At 45.9% G+C, this 19,138-nt stretch carries 16 protein-coding genes; 3 read left to right on the top strand and 13 right to left on the bottom strand.

Annotation, left to right across the window (positions count from 1 at the left end; all coding sequences use genetic code 11):
- Positions 1-411, top strand: a 411-nt coding sequence (locus tag FILTAD_RS15730) for a hypothetical protein (RefSeq protein WP_160117539.1), incomplete at its 5' end; no start/stop codon positions are given.
- Here FILTAD_RS15730 and FILTAD_RS01155 read toward each other — a convergent pair.
- From FILTAD_RS01155 to FILTAD_RS01120, 8 genes are all read right to left on the bottom strand, one after another.
- Entirely contained in the window at positions 408-2,432 is a 2,025-nt protein-coding gene (locus tag FILTAD_RS01155; protein ID WP_124068672.1) for an S-layer homology domain-containing protein, read from the bottom strand. The two genes, FILTAD_RS15730 and FILTAD_RS01155, sit on opposite strands and share 4 nt — an antisense overlap.
- A gap of 117 nt (positions 2,433-2,549) precedes the next feature.
- Positions 2,550-4,445: a S8 family peptidase gene (locus FILTAD_RS01150; protein ID WP_160117538.1), complete on the bottom strand. Its 1,896-nt coding sequence runs from the start codon at positions 4,443-4,445 to the stop codon at positions 2,550-2,552.
- 106 nt (positions 4,446-4,551) lie between these two features.
- Positions 4,552-6,039 (bottom strand): N-acetylmuramoyl-L-alanine amidase, encoded by a 1,488-nt coding sequence (locus FILTAD_RS01145; RefSeq protein ID WP_238988110.1) that lies wholly within the window; start codon positions 6,037-6,039, stop codon positions 4,552-4,554.
- 202 nt (positions 6,040-6,241) lie between these two features.
- Positions 6,242-8,455, bottom strand: coding sequence for a 5'-nucleotidase C-terminal domain-containing protein (locus FILTAD_RS01140; RefSeq protein WP_124068670.1), 2,214 nt, complete (start codon positions 8,453-8,455; stop codon positions 6,242-6,244).
- A 162-nt stretch (positions 8,456-8,617) separates the two neighbouring features.
- A complete protein-coding gene (locus FILTAD_RS01135; protein WP_124068669.1) occupies positions 8,618-9,814 on the bottom strand; it encodes an aminotransferase class I/II-fold pyridoxal phosphate-dependent enzyme in 1,197 nt (398 codons plus the stop codon).
- Between the two features lie 218 nt (positions 9,815-10,032).
- Positions 10,033-10,944, bottom strand: a complete 912-nt coding sequence (locus FILTAD_RS01130) for a DMT family transporter (RefSeq protein WP_124068668.1) — start codon at positions 10,942-10,944, stop codon at positions 10,033-10,035.
- A 65-nt stretch (positions 10,945-11,009) separates the two neighbouring features.
- Entirely contained in the window at positions 11,010-12,452 is a 1,443-nt protein-coding gene (gene panF / locus FILTAD_RS01125; RefSeq protein ID WP_124068667.1) for a sodium/pantothenate symporter, read from the bottom strand.
- Positions 12,449-12,775: a YhdT family protein gene (locus FILTAD_RS01120; RefSeq protein ID WP_124068666.1), complete on the bottom strand. Its 327-nt coding sequence runs from the start codon at positions 12,773-12,775 to the stop codon at positions 12,449-12,451. The genes panF and FILTAD_RS01120 overlap by 4 nt, the downstream gene beginning before the upstream one ends.
- A gap of 108 nt (positions 12,776-12,883) precedes the next feature.
- On the opposite strand from FILTAD_RS01120, the gene FILTAD_RS15725 reads away from it, so the two are divergent.
- On the top strand, positions 12,884-13,054 hold the full coding sequence (locus FILTAD_RS15725; protein ID WP_160117537.1) for a hypothetical protein: 171 nt from the start codon (positions 12,884-12,886) through the stop codon (positions 13,052-13,054).
- Positions 13,055-13,071: 17 nt separating this feature from the next.
- On the opposite strand, the gene FILTAD_RS01115 is transcribed toward FILTAD_RS15725, so the two are convergent.
- Positions 13,072-14,028 (bottom strand): nuclease-related domain-containing protein, encoded by a 957-nt coding sequence (locus tag FILTAD_RS01115; RefSeq protein WP_124068665.1) that lies wholly within the window; start codon positions 14,026-14,028, stop codon positions 13,072-13,074.
- A 134-nt stretch (positions 14,029-14,162) separates the two neighbouring features.
- Here FILTAD_RS01115 and FILTAD_RS01110 point away from each other — a divergent pair, with 134 nt between their 5' ends.
- Positions 14,163-14,522, top strand: a complete 360-nt coding sequence (locus FILTAD_RS01110; RefSeq protein WP_148085372.1) for a hypothetical protein — start codon at positions 14,163-14,165, stop codon at positions 14,520-14,522.
- A 9-nt stretch (positions 14,523-14,531) separates the two neighbouring features.
- Here the strand turns inward: FILTAD_RS01110 and FILTAD_RS01105 are convergent, their stop codons facing one another.
- From FILTAD_RS01105 to FILTAD_RS01090, 4 genes are all read right to left on the bottom strand, one after another.
- Complete coding sequence (locus FILTAD_RS01105) at positions 14,532-15,149, bottom strand: 3'-5' exonuclease (protein ID WP_124068663.1); 618 nt, start codon at positions 15,147-15,149, stop codon at positions 14,532-14,534.
- Between the two features lie 270 nt (positions 15,150-15,419).
- Positions 15,420-15,890 carry a general stress protein gene (locus FILTAD_RS01100; RefSeq protein ID WP_124068662.1) on the bottom strand — a complete coding sequence of 157 codons (471 nt, stop codon included), beginning with the start codon at positions 15,888-15,890 and terminating at the stop codon, positions 15,420-15,422.
- A 377-nt stretch (positions 15,891-16,267) separates the two neighbouring features.
- A complete protein-coding gene (locus FILTAD_RS01095) occupies positions 16,268-17,566 on the bottom strand; it encodes an efflux RND transporter periplasmic adaptor subunit (RefSeq protein ID WP_124068661.1) in 1,299 nt (432 codons plus the stop codon).
- A complete protein-coding gene (locus tag FILTAD_RS01090) occupies positions 17,559-18,254 on the bottom strand; it encodes a hypothetical protein (RefSeq protein ID WP_124068660.1) in 696 nt (231 codons plus the stop codon). Before FILTAD_RS01090 ends, FILTAD_RS01095 begins: the two co-directional genes overlap by 8 nt.
- Between the last annotated feature and the right edge of the window lie 884 nt (positions 18,255-19,138).

Here is a 19,138-nt window from a genome sequence, read left to right as displayed (position 1 = left end):
CTCCGCGCGCGGGCGCGCTGCATTGCGCCCGCCCGCTGCTTGATTGAGCGCGCGGCCGGGTTCTTTGAGCGCGGGCGATGCTTGATTGAGCGCGCGCGGGGGTTCTTTGAGCGCGAACGCTGCTTGATTGAGCGCGCGGCCGGGTTCTTTGAGCGCGAGCGATGCTTGATTGAGCGCGCGCGGGGATTCTTTGAGCGCGAACGCTGCTTGATTGAGCGCGCGGCCGGGTTCTTTGAGCGCGGGCGATGCTTGATTGAGCGCGGGCGGGGGTTCTTTGAGCGCGGGCGGTGCTTGATTGAGCGCGCGGCCGGGTTTGACAGTAGTTTAGAGCTTTCTTTTGATGGCTTTCCTTGTTTTTTGGGCGTTGAAAAGGACCGTTACGATTTCGTAACGGTCCTTTTTCTTTATTAGTTGATGTCTTCGACTAGATCGCCGCGGATCCAACCGAATTCGATGTATTTTCCAGTGTTGTCTTTTTTGATGTCGTCGGAGAGTACTTTGTACCAGTTGTAGCCGTCGCTTCCTACTTTTTGTTCGATGATGGCGACTGGGTAGCCTGTTTCTCCGCTTCTTCCAAGGTCTCTTGGTTTGTACGTAAATAGTAGTGTGTCGGGACGAACGGCCGGTTCAGTTCGGACGTTGAGTTGTCCACTTTGATTGGTCATTGCGAGTCGGTAGGTGTTTATGTCATGGCTTCCCATGGCTTGGTCGATACGCCACATATGTCCTGCGATTTTAGCGCCCCATGTTGGATCGGATGCGTAGTGGACATTGAATCCTGCTGTTTTATTGCCAGGGACTGCACCTCTTGCATATGCCCCTGCTGGCGGACCATAGTTTTTATTGGCATATTGGGTTACGAATGCTAGTACACTGTTTTCGGGTTTCGCATATTGCTTACCGCCGCCTGGTGTGCTATCAAACACGCCAATGCCAAATAGATTATTTATCCCCTGGGCTTTGCTACTCATGCCGTAGTTACTTTCGTGAATGGCTGTTGATAGGATGAATAGTGCATTGACATGATTTTCTGTTTCCATTTGTTTCATGTATGTTCCAAGACCAATTAGTTTTGACTTCGTCGAAGCGTTTTTGTAAATACCTTTCTCAGATTCCTTTTCAACCAATTTTGTTAGTATATACGCATCCAATTGTTCGGCTGTGTAATGAGTAGTTGTCCGAATCGATTGGAATTGGAAGTAAGGATGGTGTGTACCCACCGCTTTACCTGCCCCGTCAAGGAAATGAACGCCGTCCGCAGCGTAGTATCTGACTCCCCTTTTCATGAATGATGGAGCTGGACCGATGCTATATGTGCCGTATGATTTTGATAAATAATTGTACGTATTGTGGAGAAGAGCTTGATTGGTATCTACACTATAGTAATCTCGGTTGTCAGAGATTGCAGTTGGCACAAAATCGATTTGGCTCTGTTTAACATATCCGACTGTGTCGGCTACTTGTACCTTTATATACTTTTCGGCATGTTCCAGGATACGCATTTCACGGCCTGCTTCCAAATAAGTAAGCTGATTTCCGAAACTAGGTGATGAGTAGATGATTGTGTTGTTGCCGACTGGACCTTGGGCAAACGCCATCCCACTTTTCACACGTAATAGCTCTTTGCCTTGATAAATACCTTGAGCTGTTGAGCTGGCGTTGAATGCTTGAACGGCGTCTGTATACGTATTGTAGTTTTTTTCTTGTACGACGAGACTATTATTCTCAATAATTGCTAGCTGAAACTTGTTTGGATCTGTTACTGGTGGTGTCGTAGGCTTTTCTTCTTCATCCGGTACTTCACCTTTATATTCTTCGACGAAGTCTATGAATCGTTTGAGAACAGCAGCTACTTGATCACGGGTTGAAATAGCTTTCGGCTTGAAGATAAATGTATCTGGACCTAGTTCACTAGAACCGCCACTCATTACTTGAATGGATGCTAGTCGTTTTGCGGCTTCTAAGCCACCGCCCAGCGTGAATTTCCCATCGTCTTCAAATGTGATTTCTTTTTGATTAACAGTTATCTTTTTGTATTTTATTACACGGTCCATTGTAAGTGCCATTTCTTCACGTGTGATATTTTTCGTTGGCATGAAACGGTTATCCGTCGTTCCTTGCATAACCCCCGTTACTTGTATAGCCCCAATGGATGAGGCTAATTCCGTCGATGGGTTTACATCTGTAAAACTACTTTCCGTGAGCGGTAGTTTAAGAGTTCGTGCTAGAAAGGCAGCAAATTGTTCTCGTGTTACTTCCCCTTTTGGACGAATATCATTTTCGCCATACCCTTGTATGATTCCTCTTTCAATCATTGCGCGCATTTCTTTTTCTAAAGTAAGGCCTGTTAGTTCGTCCGCATTCGTAAGCATGGGCACGATTGGCAGGGTTAATAAGATCACTGTGAGTATTGCCACTAGTTTTCGTTTCATTCATTTCTCCTCCTTCGTCTTCAATGCTAGGAGTCTACCATTGAGGCGATTACAATTCTCGCTTAATTTCACTGGTTAGTAGCATTTTTTAATCAAATATCCATTTTGATAGTATCTTTATTTGAAAAAGTCGTTTTGCGCTCTTGCTGAGAAAACGGTGAAATCCGCTCTTGTCATTCGGTCATAGGGTCTAAATGTTCCATCCGAATAACCGATTGTGACGCCTGAAGCTGTGAGCTTACTAATCGCGTCGAATGCAGCCATTCCTGCGTTAACGTCTGTGAAACTCTTAGTCTGTGTTGCTTCTAGTTTAAATGTCTTTGAAATGAGAATTGCCATTTCAGCACGCGTTACGTAAGCGCCAGGACGGAATGTGCCGTCTGAAAAACCGGAAATGATTTTAGCGTCGACCGCCGCTTGAATATACCCAGATGCAAAGGACGATGTCGGTACGTCTTTGAAGATCGTTTTTGTTGGTGCAGCTGAAAAATTAAGGGCTCTCCCAATCAACGCCGCAGCTTCAGCACGTGTAATATCGGAATATGGTCGGAATGTATCGTCATTGAATCCTTTGATTTGGTTTTTGTTACTCATAAAACCAAGTGCTTCTGAGAAACTTTGTCTGTTGTTGACATCCTTGAATTGTGGCCGTTTCAATTGGATGAATTGTTTTTCTGTAAACGCTTTGCCGTTTGCATCCAATGCTGTTACGACAATTTCCTTAGCGCCGGCGACTCCGTACACTTCCCATTGACCGTTCGTCGGGTTAATCTGTTTCCCATTTGTTTGAATCTTGATATCCCCTGGTTTGGTCGGTGTAAGAAACACTTTTCCTGTGCTATTTTTGATTTGAAATGTAACTAGATTCGGCAAGTTTTTAACGTATTGAATGAGGCCGTGACCGAAGATAGGATCTCTTCCGGGCGGTCCTAAATCTCTTGTGTTTTCATTGATAAGATTCCGTAATTCCGCATTTGTTTTACTGGGAAAACGCTCTTTGTAGAGTGCTAGAACACCTGTCACATGCGGTGTAGCCATGGATGTGCCAGAGAGATGCGTGTAGCCGTCAACTTTACCATCGAAAAAGTCCCATTCGATTGGGTATGTGCTGAATATTTGACCGCCTGGCGCTGCAATTTCCACTTCAGGTCCCATGGCACTCTCTTTTAGCTTTGTTAGATTGGGATTCACAGCGGAAACTGCGATCACTGTATCGTATTTTGCCGGATACATGACGGATTTGTTTGCGAGTTCCCCATTATTTCCTGCTGAGCCTACAAGCAAAATCCCTTTTTGATAAGCGGCGTTTAACGCCATTTTAAGGGCATTGTCATTTTGATCTGTTGTAATGCTTAAGTTCAAAATATCTATTTTTTTCTTTATAGCCCATTCGATTCCGTCTATTAAACTGTTTGTGGTTCCAACGCCAAACATATTAAGGGCTTTGATGCTGTACAAATCTACATTCGGCGCAATGCCTACAATGCCTGTACTGTTATTAAGTGCCGCAATAATTCCTGCAACATGGGTGCCATGCCCATTATCATCATCATAAGGGATGCCTGGAGCGCACTCGTTTGTAAAGGAACAATAGCCACCCCGGACTTTTATATCGCGATGCTCCGTATCGACTCCAGAATCAAGAACAGCTACTTTGACGCCGGTTCCCGCATAGGGTGTCGTTATTTCGCCCATTGCTCGAACCGATTTTACGGACTGGAGTTCAGTGTCCTTACTTTGTTCGTATGTACGGTTTGACTGAATTTTACTGGTGGGAAATTTCGATTTCACTAGATCCATTTCTGTTTTTGTTAAATTGGCGCTGATGATTGAAAAGGAGCTATATACTTTGTCAATCGGAATGTTATTTTCTTTCATGAAACTAACTAGAAGGTCCTGGTTTTCCTCGACAATTAAGTACGCTTCCTCATTGTCCTCATTTGCTAGTGCAACATTTTGCAAACTGAAGATGAGGAGTAACGAAGCTACAACTAGTAATCCCGATTTCCACATTGACTTCATCCCTTTCTGGCAATCTTTCTTTCATTGTATCTGTAGCTACGTTTTAAAAGAAGCCTTACCAGAAGTTAATTCTGACAAGGCTCCAGTTGGTTACTTGTTAGTGACGTTTACCTGAAGGTTTTGCGTTAAATTGCGAATAAAGTGAAGCTACTTCCTTATGTCCTTCGTAATAGTATAAGTAATCTAGTGTGCCTAGGAAAATTGCTTTTGCCATTGCATCCCGGTGGCTTGCCGATCCAATATAGGCACTGTCTTTTTTGTTGTCAATGAATCCAATTTCAACTAGCGTTGCTGGCATCGAATTTTCACGGATGACATGCAAAGATTTATGTTTCACTTTGCGGTCCGCTAATTTCCAAGCTTCCAGCATCCGCTTTTGCGTGTATGTCGCAAGTGCTTTGGATTGCGCAACGTACGGATTGTTTCCAGCCCCATAATAATAGGTTTCAATGCCCGACGCACTTCCATTGAATGCGTTCGCATGAATGCTGATGAACAAATCTCCTTTATGTGCATTGGCAAATCTCACACGGCCGGAAAGCGGTATGAAGACATCTGTTTCGCGTGTCATTTTAACTTGCATCGGTGTTTTTTGGAAATACCTTTTTGCTCTTTTCGATATATCAAGAACAACATCTTTTTCAATTAATCCATTCCCCGCACTACCTGGATCGGATCCTCCGTGACCTGGATCGACGATAACAACAAGGTTGCTCAGTGCGTTATTTGTGTCTGTAATCGGCGGTTCAACTTCTAAATCGATTGGGTCTTTAATAGAACTGACGGATGGTTGGTTCGTCGATAAGAAATTACTATGAAGAAAACCGCTGTCTTTGTCGACTTTTACGAATACCCAATCGCCAACCTTATATAAAACTTCAACTGGATAGGCAGTAAATAGTTTTTTGGATACCTGATAATTCGTTGAGGGTCCTTGGCGCATATTAAGTGATTCTGTTTCATTGACATCGACGTACATCGCAGTCGAGCTAATCGCTTGTTCGCCTACACGGAAATCAGCATTAATGGCTCTTGCAAGGAAAATCGTGAAATCGCCACGCTTCATTTTATCGCCTGTCCCAAAATAGCCGTTACCTGTTCCCTTTGAAATTCCTTTGTCCATGAGTTCTCTTGCGGCTACCGACACATTTGCCGATTGATAGCCAAAAGCACGGCTTATCATTTGGGCCATTTCACCACGTGTAAGTGTTTGGTCAGGTTTGAATGTTCCATCGCCATATCCTTTGATGATTCCTCTTTTGACTGATTCCTCAATGTATCCGGACGCGAAATTACTAGAAGGCACGTCCGAAAATTGTGTGTCCTTTTGGTCTCCTAGCAGCTGAATCGCGTTACCGATCATGGCTGCGGCATGTGCACGCGTCATATGCCCGTCAGGTGAAAAGCGTGATGGATTATCTGAAGTTGTTATATTACTTTGGGCAAGATAGTTAATTTCCTCGTAAGCACGATGCTTTACAGGTATATCAGAGTAGTTTGTTGCTGCAGAAGCTGAATTCGTTGGCAGAAGGGACACTGAGATGAGTAGTAGACATGATGTGAGAAAAAGCCCGATTTTTTTCAATTTCCAAACTCCTTTTTACAAATAGTACCCAAAGTCTACCATACCTATCAGCAGTTTAATAGGCTCAAATTGGACTAGTTTTTAATAATGTGTTTACTTATGTCTGTATCGGGTAGGCGATAAGGATTAGTTTAGAAGGTGCTCCTTGAATTTCTCTGAAAAAATAGGCCTACCCTGTTCGGGCGGCCCACTTTCGACTTCATTATTTTCCGTCTTTTGATAAGGCTACATCAACGATTCTTCCTTCTACTTGAGGTTCAACAGTTTCCAATGTTTTCACGTATTCGATGAAGTTCTCATAGTCAACGAAGCCCGGTTCTGAGACTCGACCATCTGCATATGCTTCTGCAAATTTTTCAAATCCATCTCCGCCTTTTGCCGTGAAATTCGCTGTTGTGACAAAGTACATGTCAGTATCCACGAGGTCAACGTATTTATCGTCTTTTTTCACTTTGACAGATTGGAGTCGCTTCCCTTTTTCTTTTGTGGAATCATATGTGTACTTCATCCCGGCAACGTGTAAAAATGCTCCGTTTTCTTTTAATCCGCCGCCTTCACGTACATCAGCCGATAGTCCATGTTCAAGTGTAGCTTTTAAATCCGCACCTGAAATTTCTACGATTGCTAGGGCATTTCCGAAAGGCATTGCTTTTAGCACATTACCGACTGTGATATCCCCCGCTGGAATTGAAGCACGAATTCCACCGCCGTTTTGAAGTGCAATTGACGTTTTCGGCTGTACTTGTTTTGCTTTTGCAAGCATTGCATCCGTCATCAAGTTTCCAAGATTCGTTTCATTGTAACGAACGCTTGAGATTCCATCATTGTCGGACTGACGACGTCCATCCAGTGCGTTAAGCGCTTCTTTTCCGATTGACTGTGTTTTAACTTTCAATATTTTAGCAGCGTATGGAGCTAGCAAATCAACCATTTCTTTGTCGGCTTTCAATTCTGTCGGCTTCGATGCCGTATGATCTGTATTAATCAATTCACCTTTATATGAAGTTATATAACCATATTGGTTAAATGTGACGTCAAGTGTTCCAAGCGCTTTACCGTACTCATTGGCTTGAACAATCACTGTCGGTGCCTCATGGTTTAGTTTGATGATAGGCTCTTTCAGATTGGAATGGGTATGTCCTCCAACGATAATGTCAATTCCTTCGACTTGTTTTGCGAGTTCAAGATCATTATCAAATTTCAATGAATCATCGTAACCGATATGGGTAAGCGCGATAATTTTATCGACACCCATGTCTTCAAATGCTTTAACGGATTTTTTAGCTTGCTCGATGTAGTTTGTGAATTTGATAGCACCCGTGCTTGAGATTGTCGGTGTTTCTTCAGTTGTCAGACCAAATACACCCACTTTTTGGCCGTTTACATTCAGTACTGTTCCATTGTAAATATGTCCGTTTTTATAGGAAGCAGTTACCTCTTTAGTTTGTATACCGTCAAATAACGGATCTGATGAAAAGTCCACATTTGCTGTAAGAAGCGGGAATTTGGCGCCTTTTACGAAGTCTGCAAGCGCTTTATGTCCATCAGCAGTCGAACCGAGGTCAAATTCATGATTGCCGAACGTCACCGCGTCGAACTTGAGCTCATTCATGAGTGCTAGGCCTGCTTGTCCTTTAAATTCGTTGAAATATAAATCACCAGAGAACACGTCTCCCGCGTGAAGCAATAGATTATTTTCATTTTCTGAGCGGAGCTGTTTCACTGCCGTTGCGATATAAGGGAATTTATCCAAATACGCATGTGTGTCGTTTAAATGCATGACAAGGAGCTCCATAAACCCGAATTGAGTCTGCGCCCGATTGATGAAGAGGGCCATTTCTCCGCGTGTTACATAGTCGTACGATCCAAATGTGTCCTTGGTTTTACCTTTCGTAACCTTGGCGTTGACGAGCGCTTCAACAAATGGTGCGAAGTTCGCATTAACGTCTTTAAACTGCGTGGTTTTCGACTTTTCATCTATTTCTAGTTGGCCCGCATTTGCGATGATTTTCGCAATCTGATTACGTGTCAGTTTTTCATCCGCCCCAAATTCAGTTGCATTGAAACCACTTAAAATTTTCTTTTCCACTAACGCATTGACTGCCCACTGCGCACGTTCCGGAACATCTTTGAAACCTGCATCCTTGTAGGTAACATCGTCTTTTAACCCAACCGAGCGCGCGATTAGAACTGCCGCATCGGCTCGCTTCATGTAATCAGTCGTGCCGAAACTAGTTGCGGTTGTACCATACGTAATCCCGTTCTTTACTAGGAAATCGACCGCGTCTGAATAGGTGGATGATACATCCGAGAACCCATTGGTACTAGCGGATACATTTGGAACCATCGTGATTGCCACAGCTGCTGTTGCAACAGTTGAAGCGATAAAAACTTTTTTATTGGACCATTTCGACATGTGTTGACCCCCTTGAAAGTATATTATTCAATTTCTACTTTAGCAGAGTATTGGGAAGGTTGCTATTAATAGATTAGTTGGGTGGGATGGGGTGGGTTTTGGATGAGCGTTGGGAGGTTTGATTAGTTAAAATAGGCTCTCATTTTGGAGAGCCTTTGTTCATTACATAATTGGTGGTTCTGGGACGATGTGGCGTTCGTTGTTGCGCCAGTTGGTGATCCAGTTTTCGAGTCGGTTCATGGCGATTTCTAGTTGGTCAAAGGCGTATGCGTATGAGATTCGGATATGCCATTCGCCGTATTTGGTGAAGGCGGTGCCTGGGACGACGGCGACTTGGGCTTCGGTAAGTAGTGTTTGGGCGAATTGTTCGGATGATTGGTTGAATTCGCCGATGTTGGGAAAGATGTAAAATGCGCCGTTTGGTTTGACGGTAGGCAGTCCCATATTGGTAAGCCGGGTGTAGACGTAGTCGCGGCGTCGAATGTAGTCTGGATTCATGATTGCAGGTGTGTCCGGGCATTCGGTTAGTGCGCTGATGGCTGCGTGTTGAGACGGGACGCTTGCGCAGATAGTGTTGTAGGCATGGACTGTGATTGCGTGCTGCATCAGTTTGGCGGGTGCGACCAGGAAGCCGATGCGCCAGCCGGTCATGGCGTGTGATTTGGATAGACCATGAACGAGGAACAGTTTGTTTTTGAGTTGCGGGTATTGGGCGAATGAGCGGTGGCCGCCTGCGAATGTGTTTTCGCTGTATATTTCGTCCGAGATGATGAAGATGTCGTGTTTAGCTAGTGTTGCTGCGAGTTCATCCATGGCAGCGCGCGGAATGGTGACGCCTGTCGGGTTGGACGGGTAGTTGAAGACGATTGCTTTTGTTTTTGGCGTGATGAGTTGTTCGATTTGTGCGGGATCTGGGATGAGACCAGTTTTGGTTGTGTCAAGATAGATGGGCGTTGCGCCGGCAAGTGTGATGAGTGGGACATAGCCAGTGTAGGCGGGTGCGGGCACAATGACTTCATCGCCCGGATTCAGGATGGTGCGAAATGCGGTGTCCATGGCTTCACTTGCGCCGTTTGTGATGGTGATTTCTGTATGCGGGTCGTAGGTGAAGCCGTATTTGTTCGTGAAGAAATCGCTTACTGCTTGGCGGAGTTCGAGTAGGCCTGGGTTGCTTGAGTAGGCTGTTTTGTTTCGGGTGATGGCTTGTATGGCTGCCTGTTTGATGGGCATGGGTGTCGGGAAATCGGGTTGGCCGATTGTCAGATTGATGGCGTTTGGGTGGTTGGCGAGTTGGTTGGAAATTTTACGGATGCCGGATAGTTCGAGTGACTGGGCGTGCGGGTTGATGGACGGTGACATGGTGGTAGAGTCCTCCTTTATGATTGGCGGTTTTGGGTGTGTGGGTGGGTTTGTGACCGCCTTGTGGATTTAGTTTACTGGGTTTTGATGAGTATTGGTAGTATATGCTTGGGGTTTGGGGTTTATTTTTTTGGTTGGTGTGGGCTGGGTGTTGTTAGGTTCGAGGAGACAAAATGCCAATGCACCGTCCTTGGTTGGACGATGCATCTGGTGGTTGTTTATTCGACTTTTGGTGGGTGTTGTTTTTTCCATAGTTCTTCTGCTGCGCCGGAGCCTAGGATGACGCCTGCTATGATGAAGATCAGGCCAAAGATGTGTTTGCCAGTTATGATTTCGTGTAGGAAAATGGCGGAGCCGATTAGGGAAAACATGGTGTTGAAGTTGATGAAGATGGCGGCTTTGGCTGGGCCTACTTTTCCGACGGAGTAGTTGTAGAGCATGTGTCCGACGGCAGTTCCGATGATTGCGCTTGCTAGGAATGCGTACCAGAAGTTTGGTGGGACGGTGGCGAAGACTTTGATTTCGCCGGGTTCTTGGATGAAGCTGATGAGTAGCAGGCCGATGCTGCCGATAACCATCATGTAGGCGGTCATGAGGCGCGGATCGAGCGTTTTTGCGGCTTTTGCGATGACTAGGAATGATAGTACTTGCGTCAGGATGGCTAGGAAGACGAAGATGTCGCCGAGCGCGAGGCCGCCGAGTCCCCCGCCTGCGAGTACGACGGAGCCGACGCCGAATAGGCCTAGTACAAAGCCGCCCCATTGTATTTTAGATGGGTAGTTTCGCAGGATCAGTGAGACAAGGATGGCTGTCAGGACGGGGCCCGTTCCGAGAATGAGTCCTGCATTTGTGCCGGTTGTGCGTACGAGTCCCATGTTGAGGAAGTAATGGTGGCATACGACGTTCAGAAATGCGCCGCCGATGATATAGGTCCACTCTTTTTTGGTTGGCAGCCGGATGAGTTTGAGGACTGCTAGGATGATGAAGACGGTGATGCCCGCTAGTAAGAGTCGAAAGCCGGACATGGTGACGGGGCCGATGAGCGTGACCATGTATTTGAGGAGTGGCAGGTTGAATCCCCAGAAAAGCATTGCGGTTGTTAGTAGTATGTAGATTTTCCAAATTTTCATGGGAGTTCGCTCCTTTATGGTGAATTGGATAACCCCAGGCGGTTGTAGAGGCCCGGGGTTTCATTTCAAAAGATGAAGGCTTTTCGTTTGACGGTAAGACTACCGATGATAAAGGCGATCAGCGATAGGACAACCGGGAATGTGACGGTATGTACGCCGAGTAGGTTGCCGAATGCTTCGTTGTAGAAGTGTAGGGCGATGTACGAGACGATGCCGGTGATCATGGAAGCGATGGCGCCGTATTTGTTGCCGTATTTCCAGTAGAGTCCGAGGACGACTGGCCAGATGAAGGCGGCTTCGAGTCCTCCGAATGCAAATAAGTTCAGGAAGATTAGTAGATCAGGCGGTTGCAGGGCGAGCAGGAAGACGATGATGCCAAGTATTCCTGTGACGCCGAAACTTAGGCGTTTGACGGTTTTTTCGGGTGCTTCCGGTTTGATGAAGTTCAAGTAGACGTCTTTGACGATGGCTGAACTGACGAGTAGGAGCAGCGAATCGACGGTTGACATGATGGCGGCCATGGGTGCTGCGAGGACGATGCCTGCTAGCCATGGTGGCAGGACGTCAAGTGCGATTAGCGGAATGACTTTGTCGCCTACTTCAATGCCGGGTAAAATGGGACGCGCGAATATGCCGATCAAGTGCATGTTGAGCATGATGAAGCCGGTGACGATTGTGCCGATTATGAGCGCGCGGTGCATGGAGCGCGCGTTTTTGTAGCTCATTGCACGGACGGCCATTTGCGGGAGGCCGACTACGCCGACGCCGACGAGTATCCAGAAAGATGATACGTAGGCGGCGGATAGACTGCCGTCCGCTCCGAATGGCGTGACGAGACGCGGGTTTTCATTCAACAAGTCTTGCATGATAGCTGGCACTCCCCCACCTGCGATGATGACGCCGATGAGCAGGATGAGTGTACCGACGACCATTACGGCTCCTTGGACCGCGTCGGTGAGGGCGACTGCGCGGAAGCCGCCGATTGTAACGTAGACGAGGACGGAAATCGCGAAAATGAAAAGCGCCGTCGTGTATTGCATGCCGGTGAGCGATTCGATGAGCCGCCCGCCGCCGACCCATTGTGCGGTCATGGCGGAAAATAGGAAAATGATGATGGCGATGGCTGCCAGTATCGCAACTGCCGGACTATTGTAGCGGGCTTTTAGGAAATCAATCATGGTGATGGCATTGTATCTGCGGCCAAGTATGGCGAATTTTTTACCTAGGATCAGCAGGACGAAATAGCCGGTGACGACTTGTGACATGGCGAGCAAAATCCAGCCGAAGCCGACTGTGTAGGCGGTTCCAGGACCTCCGAGGAAACTGGATGCGCTGCCGTATGTTGCGACCATGGTCATGGCGAGCACGAAGCCGCCGAGTTCGCGTCCGCCAAGGAAGTAGTCTTGTAGGAAGCCGGCGCTAGAGTTCATTTTTTTGGATGCGATGAAGCCGATTGCGAATATGGCGATCAGGAAAACGACTAATGGAATGATGACGGCGATGTTCATGAGGGGGTCCCCTCCTCTTTTTGTTGTTCGTCTTCAAATGAGACTTCTGTTAGGAAAAACTTCACGATGATGATGACGAGTACGGACATTAAGATGAAACCGATGACGCAGCTATAGAAAAACCAGTCGGGCAAGCCGAATGTGTATGTATATTCTTCGGGTGGGCGTGAGCCGAGTCCGTAGGCGAAGCCGAACCACCAGATGAAGTTGAAGATGGCTAATGCGACGCCGATGAGCGCTTCGCGATGTGCGATTTTGAAGCGTGGATCGGTTGGTGGTTGTTGATGGTTGGTTGGTGGTGCGTTCGTTTGGGTTTTAGGCATTTGGATTTTGCTCCTTTCTGGATTTTTGTGATTTTTTGGTGGGTTGTATGTATTGGTTGATTATACAGGATTGGTTGGGGAATTTGGGGATGGATTTTCGAGAGTGATGTGGGGATTGATTGCTTCGGTGGAGTCTTTGAGCGCGCGGGCGGGTGGATTGATCGCTTCGATGGAGTCTTTGAGCGCGCGGGCGGGTGGATTGATCGCTTCGATGGAGTCTTTGAGCGCGCGGTGGTCTCGGGATTTAATTCCAATAAAAAAACACTTCAAATTTCGTGAAGTGTTTCTTCTCACCCTTAGGTTTCATGATTTTTTACATAATAGCTTCCACTTCCCTTGCCGCGGAGTGTTAGGTTTGATTTCGCTAGGAGCCTTTTTGCTACGTGATGGCTTTGCAGTTGTGTGAAATTCCTAAACTCTTTGTTTGTTATTTTGTCTTCGATGAGATAGGTCCAGTCTGCGAGTGCGTTTATATGATTTTGGGTTCCGGTGTGGCCGCATTTTCGGCAGTTCCATTTTTTCTTTGCCCAGTGCATTCCTCGATGATTGCAGGATGGACATATGACTCCGGAAAGAATGTGTGTGCATGGGATGTTCATCGTTTTCGTCATGGGAAATGGGTTGTATTCTTGGTGATTCCTTTTTAATTCGAGTGCTAATTTCTTGATTTCATTTCTTCCGAGGATTTCTTTGTTAATCTGCAAGGTTCTTAGGAAATTAGGCGTTTCATACGTGAAAATGACTTTTGTTTCAGGGGGTTTTTCCATGTTTAATTCATTCGTGAAGGCTAAACTGACAATGCCATCGATTGGGATACTGATTTTCCGCTGCTTTAGCCATTCCAATAGGAAAAAAATTTTCCGGTCGAGCTCAGTTATCGGGCTTCTCATGACCTTTCTTTCGCCTGTGGAGTATTCGAGAATGAATTGGGTCGGGTTTGATTTGACGACGATTTTGCCACCAAAATTTTTCACTTCAAAAATGATAATGGATGCCGGAGTGATGAGAATGGAATCCATTTGGAAGAAAACCCCGTCTTGTTTTAGGCAGATGTCGTGGAGAATTGCATGCGGATACTTCGGCTTAAACTCCAGCATCTGCTTATCGAAGTCCCGCTCCCCGCTAAATCCCGCTTCGTTATTTTTGTGGTGCTCCCGGATTTTTTGAAGTTCGCCATGTTCTGGGGGTAGTCGTTGAATCAATGCGTATTGCCCAATTAGTTTTTTGGGCATGGATCTCTGTTTATATATCAATGAAAATCACCTCCGTATTGAGCGTATCAAAGTGGTCAGATATTTCATATAGTTTTTGCCAAAACCGAATTTTACTTTTTGTAAAAAGGGCCAATTCCCCGTTTTGTTGCCTAAATTAGGGGTAAAACGCAGATTTGAGAATTGCCTGTCTTTTTGTTCGCATTACTAGGAATGATAGTGGTTTTTGGCAATTAGTTTTTTGTTCTTTTTGTTTTGGGTTTTGGTGGATTGATCGCTTTGGCGGCATGTTTGAGCGCGCGGGCATATGCTTTGATCGCTTCGGTGGATTCTTTGAGCGCGCGGGCATATGCTTTGATCGCTTCGGTGGATTCTTTGAGCGCGCGGGCATATGCTTTGATCGCTTCGGTGGATTCTTTGAGCGCGCGGGCATATGCTTTGATCGCTTCGGTGGATTCTTTGAGCGCGCGGCGGTAGGAGATTTGAACATTAAAAAACTGCTATACCTGTTGGGTGGCTTAGCAGTTTTTCATTAGAAAAGAGATTCAGATATATCTATGCATGCAGTATTGGTAGATGGCGGCGGTTGCTAGGCAGTCGCCGATTGCGTCGTGAGCATCGTGTTCGAGTTGCAGGTAGTTTGTGAGTGTTGTGAGTTTGTGATTGGGTGTTTCGGTGATGACTTTGCGTGCTAGTTTGACGGTGTCGATGACGGTGTACTCGGGGATTTCGATGCCTTCGATGTTTTCAAGAGCGTAGAGAAAGCCCATGTCGAACGAAGCGTTGTGAGCGATGATCGGTAAATCGCCGATGAAATCAAGTAATGTATCGACTTTTTCGTTAATAATCGGAGCCGAATTAACTGTGTCATTTGAAATTCCGGTAAGTTGCGTGACTCTTAGCGGAATATGGCGTTGTGGGTTGATGTATGTGCTAAGTGTCGCTGTTCGTTCGTGATTGATGTATTTGATGGCTCCGATTTGGATGATTTGGTCTGCACCTGCACGAAGTCCTGTTGTTTCGAAGTCAAGTACGATGTAGTCATTTACGGGGGTGGATGACGTCTTATATTTCCTTACTTTCTTTGCTCGCCGTGCTCCCCAGTTTTGATATTTTGGTTTGGATTGTAATAGTTCATTTGCTTTTGTATTTATATTATCCATCTATCACACTTCCCTTATTGGTATTCTAAAGGTTCTTTTAACCTATCTACTACTGTATACCCATTCTACCATAAGTTATACCTTTAAAAGCAAAAAAAGAGCTCCTGGCATTTGCACCAGAAACTCTTATCTTTCAATTTAATTAGTCATTGATGACAACGAACGTGCCGCCACCTTTTGTTTCAAACTCTAAATGGCCTTTTTTGTATGTCGCTTTTTGTTTGTGGCTTGCCACTCGATATGTGATTGAGTGGCTTTGTTGGCATTCATTCAGATAAAGGTATTTTTGAAGGTATCTGGTCGTTGGTAGTTTCCGTCGACAAGAACCAGTATTTTACCTGCTTCGAAAGAGTCATTGTAACGAGTCGCTTCCTCTTCAGGAATACCCATGCCGATTAACGCTCCGGCAAGCCCGCCGACTCCTGCACCGGCTGCCGCTCCCGTGATTCCTGCAACGATTGGTCCAGCCGCGATAATTGGACCGATACCAGGAATAGCCAGAGCACCCAGCCCCGCAAGTACACCGCCCAATCCACCAAGCATGCCGCCGGTCGCCGCCCCCGTTGCAGCACCATCCACCGCATGGGTTTCCGTTTCCTCTATAATTCTATCCGTATTTCCCACATCTTTGCTGACAACTGAAATATCATCCGAGCTATAGCCTTGTCTTTTCAACTCTTCGATTGCGGCGATTGCTTCTGTATTTGTATCATAATAGCCTACTACATGTCGTTGTACCATTTTCATAACGCCTCCTAAAGTTTTTAAGATAAGCTAGTTTGCTAGCTACTTTAGGAAATACCCTTGTTGGATGGAATTAAACGCGGGAGCTGGATTAATAAAAATCGACAACGCCCGAGTTGTCGCGACAGGCATAAGACGGATCAACTCGTTCGGCGCCCTTTGCCGAAACGATTGAGCCGGCTTATGACCCGAGCCACTGGGCGGTGGAGCTAGATTAGGAAAAAGCGACATCGCCCGGGTTAGTGGCGACAGGCATAAGACAGAACGACGAAGCGGCGCTTTTACCGCATCGTTCGGGCTGGCTTATGACCCGAGCCACTGGGCGGTGGAGCTAGATTAGAAAAAAGAGCTTCGCGGGTGCGAAGCTCTTTCCGTTATTTCACAGTCATATATTTCACATAGTTTTTCCAACCGAATGCTTTCCAATCCGCTTTTCCGGGAACATCCGTCGGCAGTGGCAGAAGGAGTTGCGGTGTATACGTATAGTGTGCAAGATTCGGTTCATAGACGACGATATCGCCTAGTTTAAGTCCATTTGACACGACTGCGCGTGTTTTCCATGAAAATGGTGTTTGAATTTTTGTTGGTTTGGCTCGGCCTGTTTTATCGATAACCGGAACGGTTGCAACCCCTTCAAAGTTATTGAGAAGCCAGTCTTCTTTCAACGAGATAGCGTCTTGTGCTTCATTGACAATAACGATTGCGTTAACGTTCGTACCGAATGGTGCTTGTTGGATATTGGGATCCAGGGCAATCCGTATTTCATTGTAAGCGAGCGGGTTTTTCACTGCTGTTGAATCCATTGCCTTGTATGCCTGGAGCCATTTGTCGTCATTCGCAGGAACCGCTGAAACGGAAAGGACTGTTCCTTCTGTTCCTTTTTCGATGCCGTCACCTTGGGCAAGGACGCGATCGCCTTGTCCGATTTTCTGCCATTCGTCATTTTTCGCATAGGTGACAATTACTTGCTGAGAACTGTAGATATCAACGGCTAAGTTTTCACCATGCCGCGTGACATTGGCAATGACGCCGTTGACTGGGCTGACGATGGAAGGATTTGCTGAATCCTGACTTAATTGTGCGTCAATGACAATAAGTCTACGTTCAACAGTTGCCAGTTCTTGCTCAGCAGCACCGATTGCCTGCGCGAAAGAACCGTCTTGTGCAACATCGACTTGAACGTCGACATTGAGGCCTACTTTAATGGTTTTATCGTCTTTTCCTTCATTGACATTGTCTTGTTTGTTTACTTTCGATGAACTATCGGATTTCGCATCTGCACGGTCCGATTCCAGTTCGGAAATCGTACTGGATAATGTGTATTGCTGATCGAGAAGCGCCTCTCGTTCTGCTTCCCATACGGAACGTTGCCCGTCTGCGCGTTCTGTTTGCAAGCTGGCAATATCATCTCCGACAGTGACTGCGTCGCCTTCTTTCACAAGCCATGTATCGACGATTTCTTCATTGCCAATGTAGACGGTGTAGGTTTCCATCGGTGCGATGAAGCCTTCTTTTGCGAGTTTTTCATTGACATCACTGCTTGTCATACGCTCATATTGGTCGACATACACTGCCTTAGGGATGACACTTTTGTTGCTGAACAACAAATACATGTTGATGGCCAGAAATGCGCTGACTGCGATAGCTACCGCGATATTCACCCATTTATTCATGAAGCGCACCTCCTCCTACGATGGAATTGAACAAGCCTTCCATTGGTATGAATCCAATAGCAGCGGTGATGAGCGCCATGACAAGATGGATTCCTATTAGGATAAGCAGAAGGTTCCTCTTTTCTGGAATTCCTGTATAGGAGCGAATGAACCGGGATTGCAGCACGATGATAAGCACTGTCGTAATGGTGATTTGGTTCAACGCGAAGACGATGTACAAGTTATCGAGAAACGTAATAGCAAGTGGGCCGAATGATAGAAACGATACATTCGCGGTGCCGCCTATCATCGTAAATACTAGGAATATAACTGCCTTTTCAAGTAGTAAAAGACCTGTTACCAGTAGTTGTAGCGGTAATAGTTTTTTGAACGGGATACCTGTCAGTAAACTAAGTATGTAGGCGATGCCAAAGAAATGAAACGCCAGATAGATAATTGCCCAGATAATTGTACCGACTAATGAAGCGTAGCGTGCAAGCGTGTAATCCGTCGTCGTCATTGTTGAGAGCAATGGTGTAAGTGATTGCGTGCCCATTCCCCAGATTTCGCGCAAACTAAATAGCAGGACGCCGATTAGGAAAACAATCCAGATTCTCTTTGTAAAGCCACGCATTTCAGACGTTTGAAGCTTGTTCGTCAAATCGCGTGGATTCGTTAAAAAGTGCCAAAACTTAAAATCAAAAAACATAGTAGTAATCCCTTTCTGCTGTGCTTCGCCGAATTTATGATATGCAAACGCATGCTACCTCTAACTTTAGCAAAATTTGTGAGATTTGCAACGTTTGAGAGTGCTTTTTTGTGGATTCCCACATATTTCATATCGTTTAGCCGTAGTAGAAAAGGATATTTAGTTGTTTGAAATCTAATTTTTTTGTCCAAACTCTCTAGTAGTAACGCTAGTTTGGGAAATGTAAGTCTCTTATTTCCCGGGAAATCGACAAAGGGGCGGATTAGTATGAAAGAAGACGAACGATACGTATTCACATGGCAGGATTTCTTATTCGGATTGACAGGATCCACGCTTTTTGTTGCGGGATTGTATTTTATTACGAGTTTGTGAGTGGTTTTTTTGTGTTGGGGCGGATGTGGTGATAGGTGTGCGTGCTTTGAGGGTAGGCTTCGTTTTTCACATGTAATTTTCGGGTTTTATTGGGCGGATTTCCTTGGAGGTTGGGTGGTTCTACGGTTTTATTGAGTGCAACAGCACATGGATTGATCGCTTCTCCCGGTTATTGAGCGCTTCAACACTTGGATTGATCGCTTCTCCCGGTTATTGAGCGCTTCAACACTTGGATTGATCGCTTCTACTGGTTATTGAGCGCTTCAACACTTGGATTGATCGCTTTTCCCGGTTATTGAGCGCTTCAACACTTGGATTGATCGCTTCTCCTGGTTATTGAGCGCTCCAGCACATGGATTGATCGCTTCTATTGGTTATTGAGCGCTTCAACACTTGGATTGATCGCTTCTCCAGGTTATTGAGCGCTTCAACACTTGGATTGATCGCTTCTCCTGGTTATTGAGCGCTTCAACACTTGGATTGATCGCTTCTCCCGGTTATTGAGCGCTTCA

It is taken from the genome of Filibacter tadaridae (assembly GCF_900609045.1).
In the GTDB taxonomy this organism is placed as follows: domain Bacteria; phylum Bacillota; class Bacilli; order Bacillales_A; family Planococcaceae; genus Sporosarcina; species Sporosarcina tadaridae.
This window is presented reverse-complemented; position numbering and strand designations above follow the sequence as displayed.

What these genes read in the sequence shown, in the direction of transcription:
- FILTAD_RS01155 (WP_124068672.1), bottom strand. Translation starts at nt 2,432, where the DNA reads ATGAAACGAAAACTAGTGGCAATACTCACAGTGATCTTATTAACCCTG.
- FILTAD_RS01120 (WP_124068666.1), bottom strand. Translation starts at nt 12,775, where the DNA reads ATGCCTAAAACCCAAACGAACGCACCACCAACCAACCATCAACAACCA.
- panF (WP_124068667.1), bottom strand. Translation starts at nt 12,452, where the DNA reads ATGAACATCGCCGTCATCATTCCATTAGTCGTTTTCCTGATCGCCATA.
- FILTAD_RS01105 (WP_124068663.1), bottom strand. Translation starts at nt 15,149, where the DNA reads ATGGATAATATAAATACAAAAGCAAATGAACTATTACAATCCAAACCA.
- FILTAD_RS01130 (WP_124068668.1), bottom strand. Translation starts at nt 10,944, where the DNA reads ATGAAAATTTGGAAAATCTACATACTACTAACAACCGCAATGCTTTTC.
- FILTAD_RS01140 (WP_124068670.1), bottom strand. Translation starts at nt 8,455, where the DNA reads ATGTCGAAATGGTCCAATAAAAAAGTTTTTATCGCTTCAACTGTTGCA.
- FILTAD_RS01135 (WP_124068669.1), bottom strand. Translation starts at nt 9,814, where the DNA reads ATGTCACCGTCCATCAACCCGCACGCCCAGTCACTCGAACTATCCGGC.
- FILTAD_RS01100 (WP_124068662.1), bottom strand. Translation starts at nt 15,890, where the DNA reads ATGGTACAACGACATGTAGTAGGCTATTATGATACAAATACAGAAGCA.
- FILTAD_RS01150 (WP_160117538.1), bottom strand. Translation starts at nt 4,445, where the DNA reads ATGTGGAAATCGGGATTACTAGTTGTAGCTTCGTTACTCCTCATCTTC.
- FILTAD_RS01095 (WP_124068661.1), bottom strand. Translation starts at nt 17,566, where the DNA reads ATGAATAAATGGGTGAATATCGCGGTAGCTATCGCAGTCAGCGCATTT.
- FILTAD_RS01090 (WP_124068660.1), bottom strand. Translation starts at nt 18,254, where the DNA reads ATGTTTTTTGATTTTAAGTTTTGGCACTTTTTAACGAATCCACGCGAT.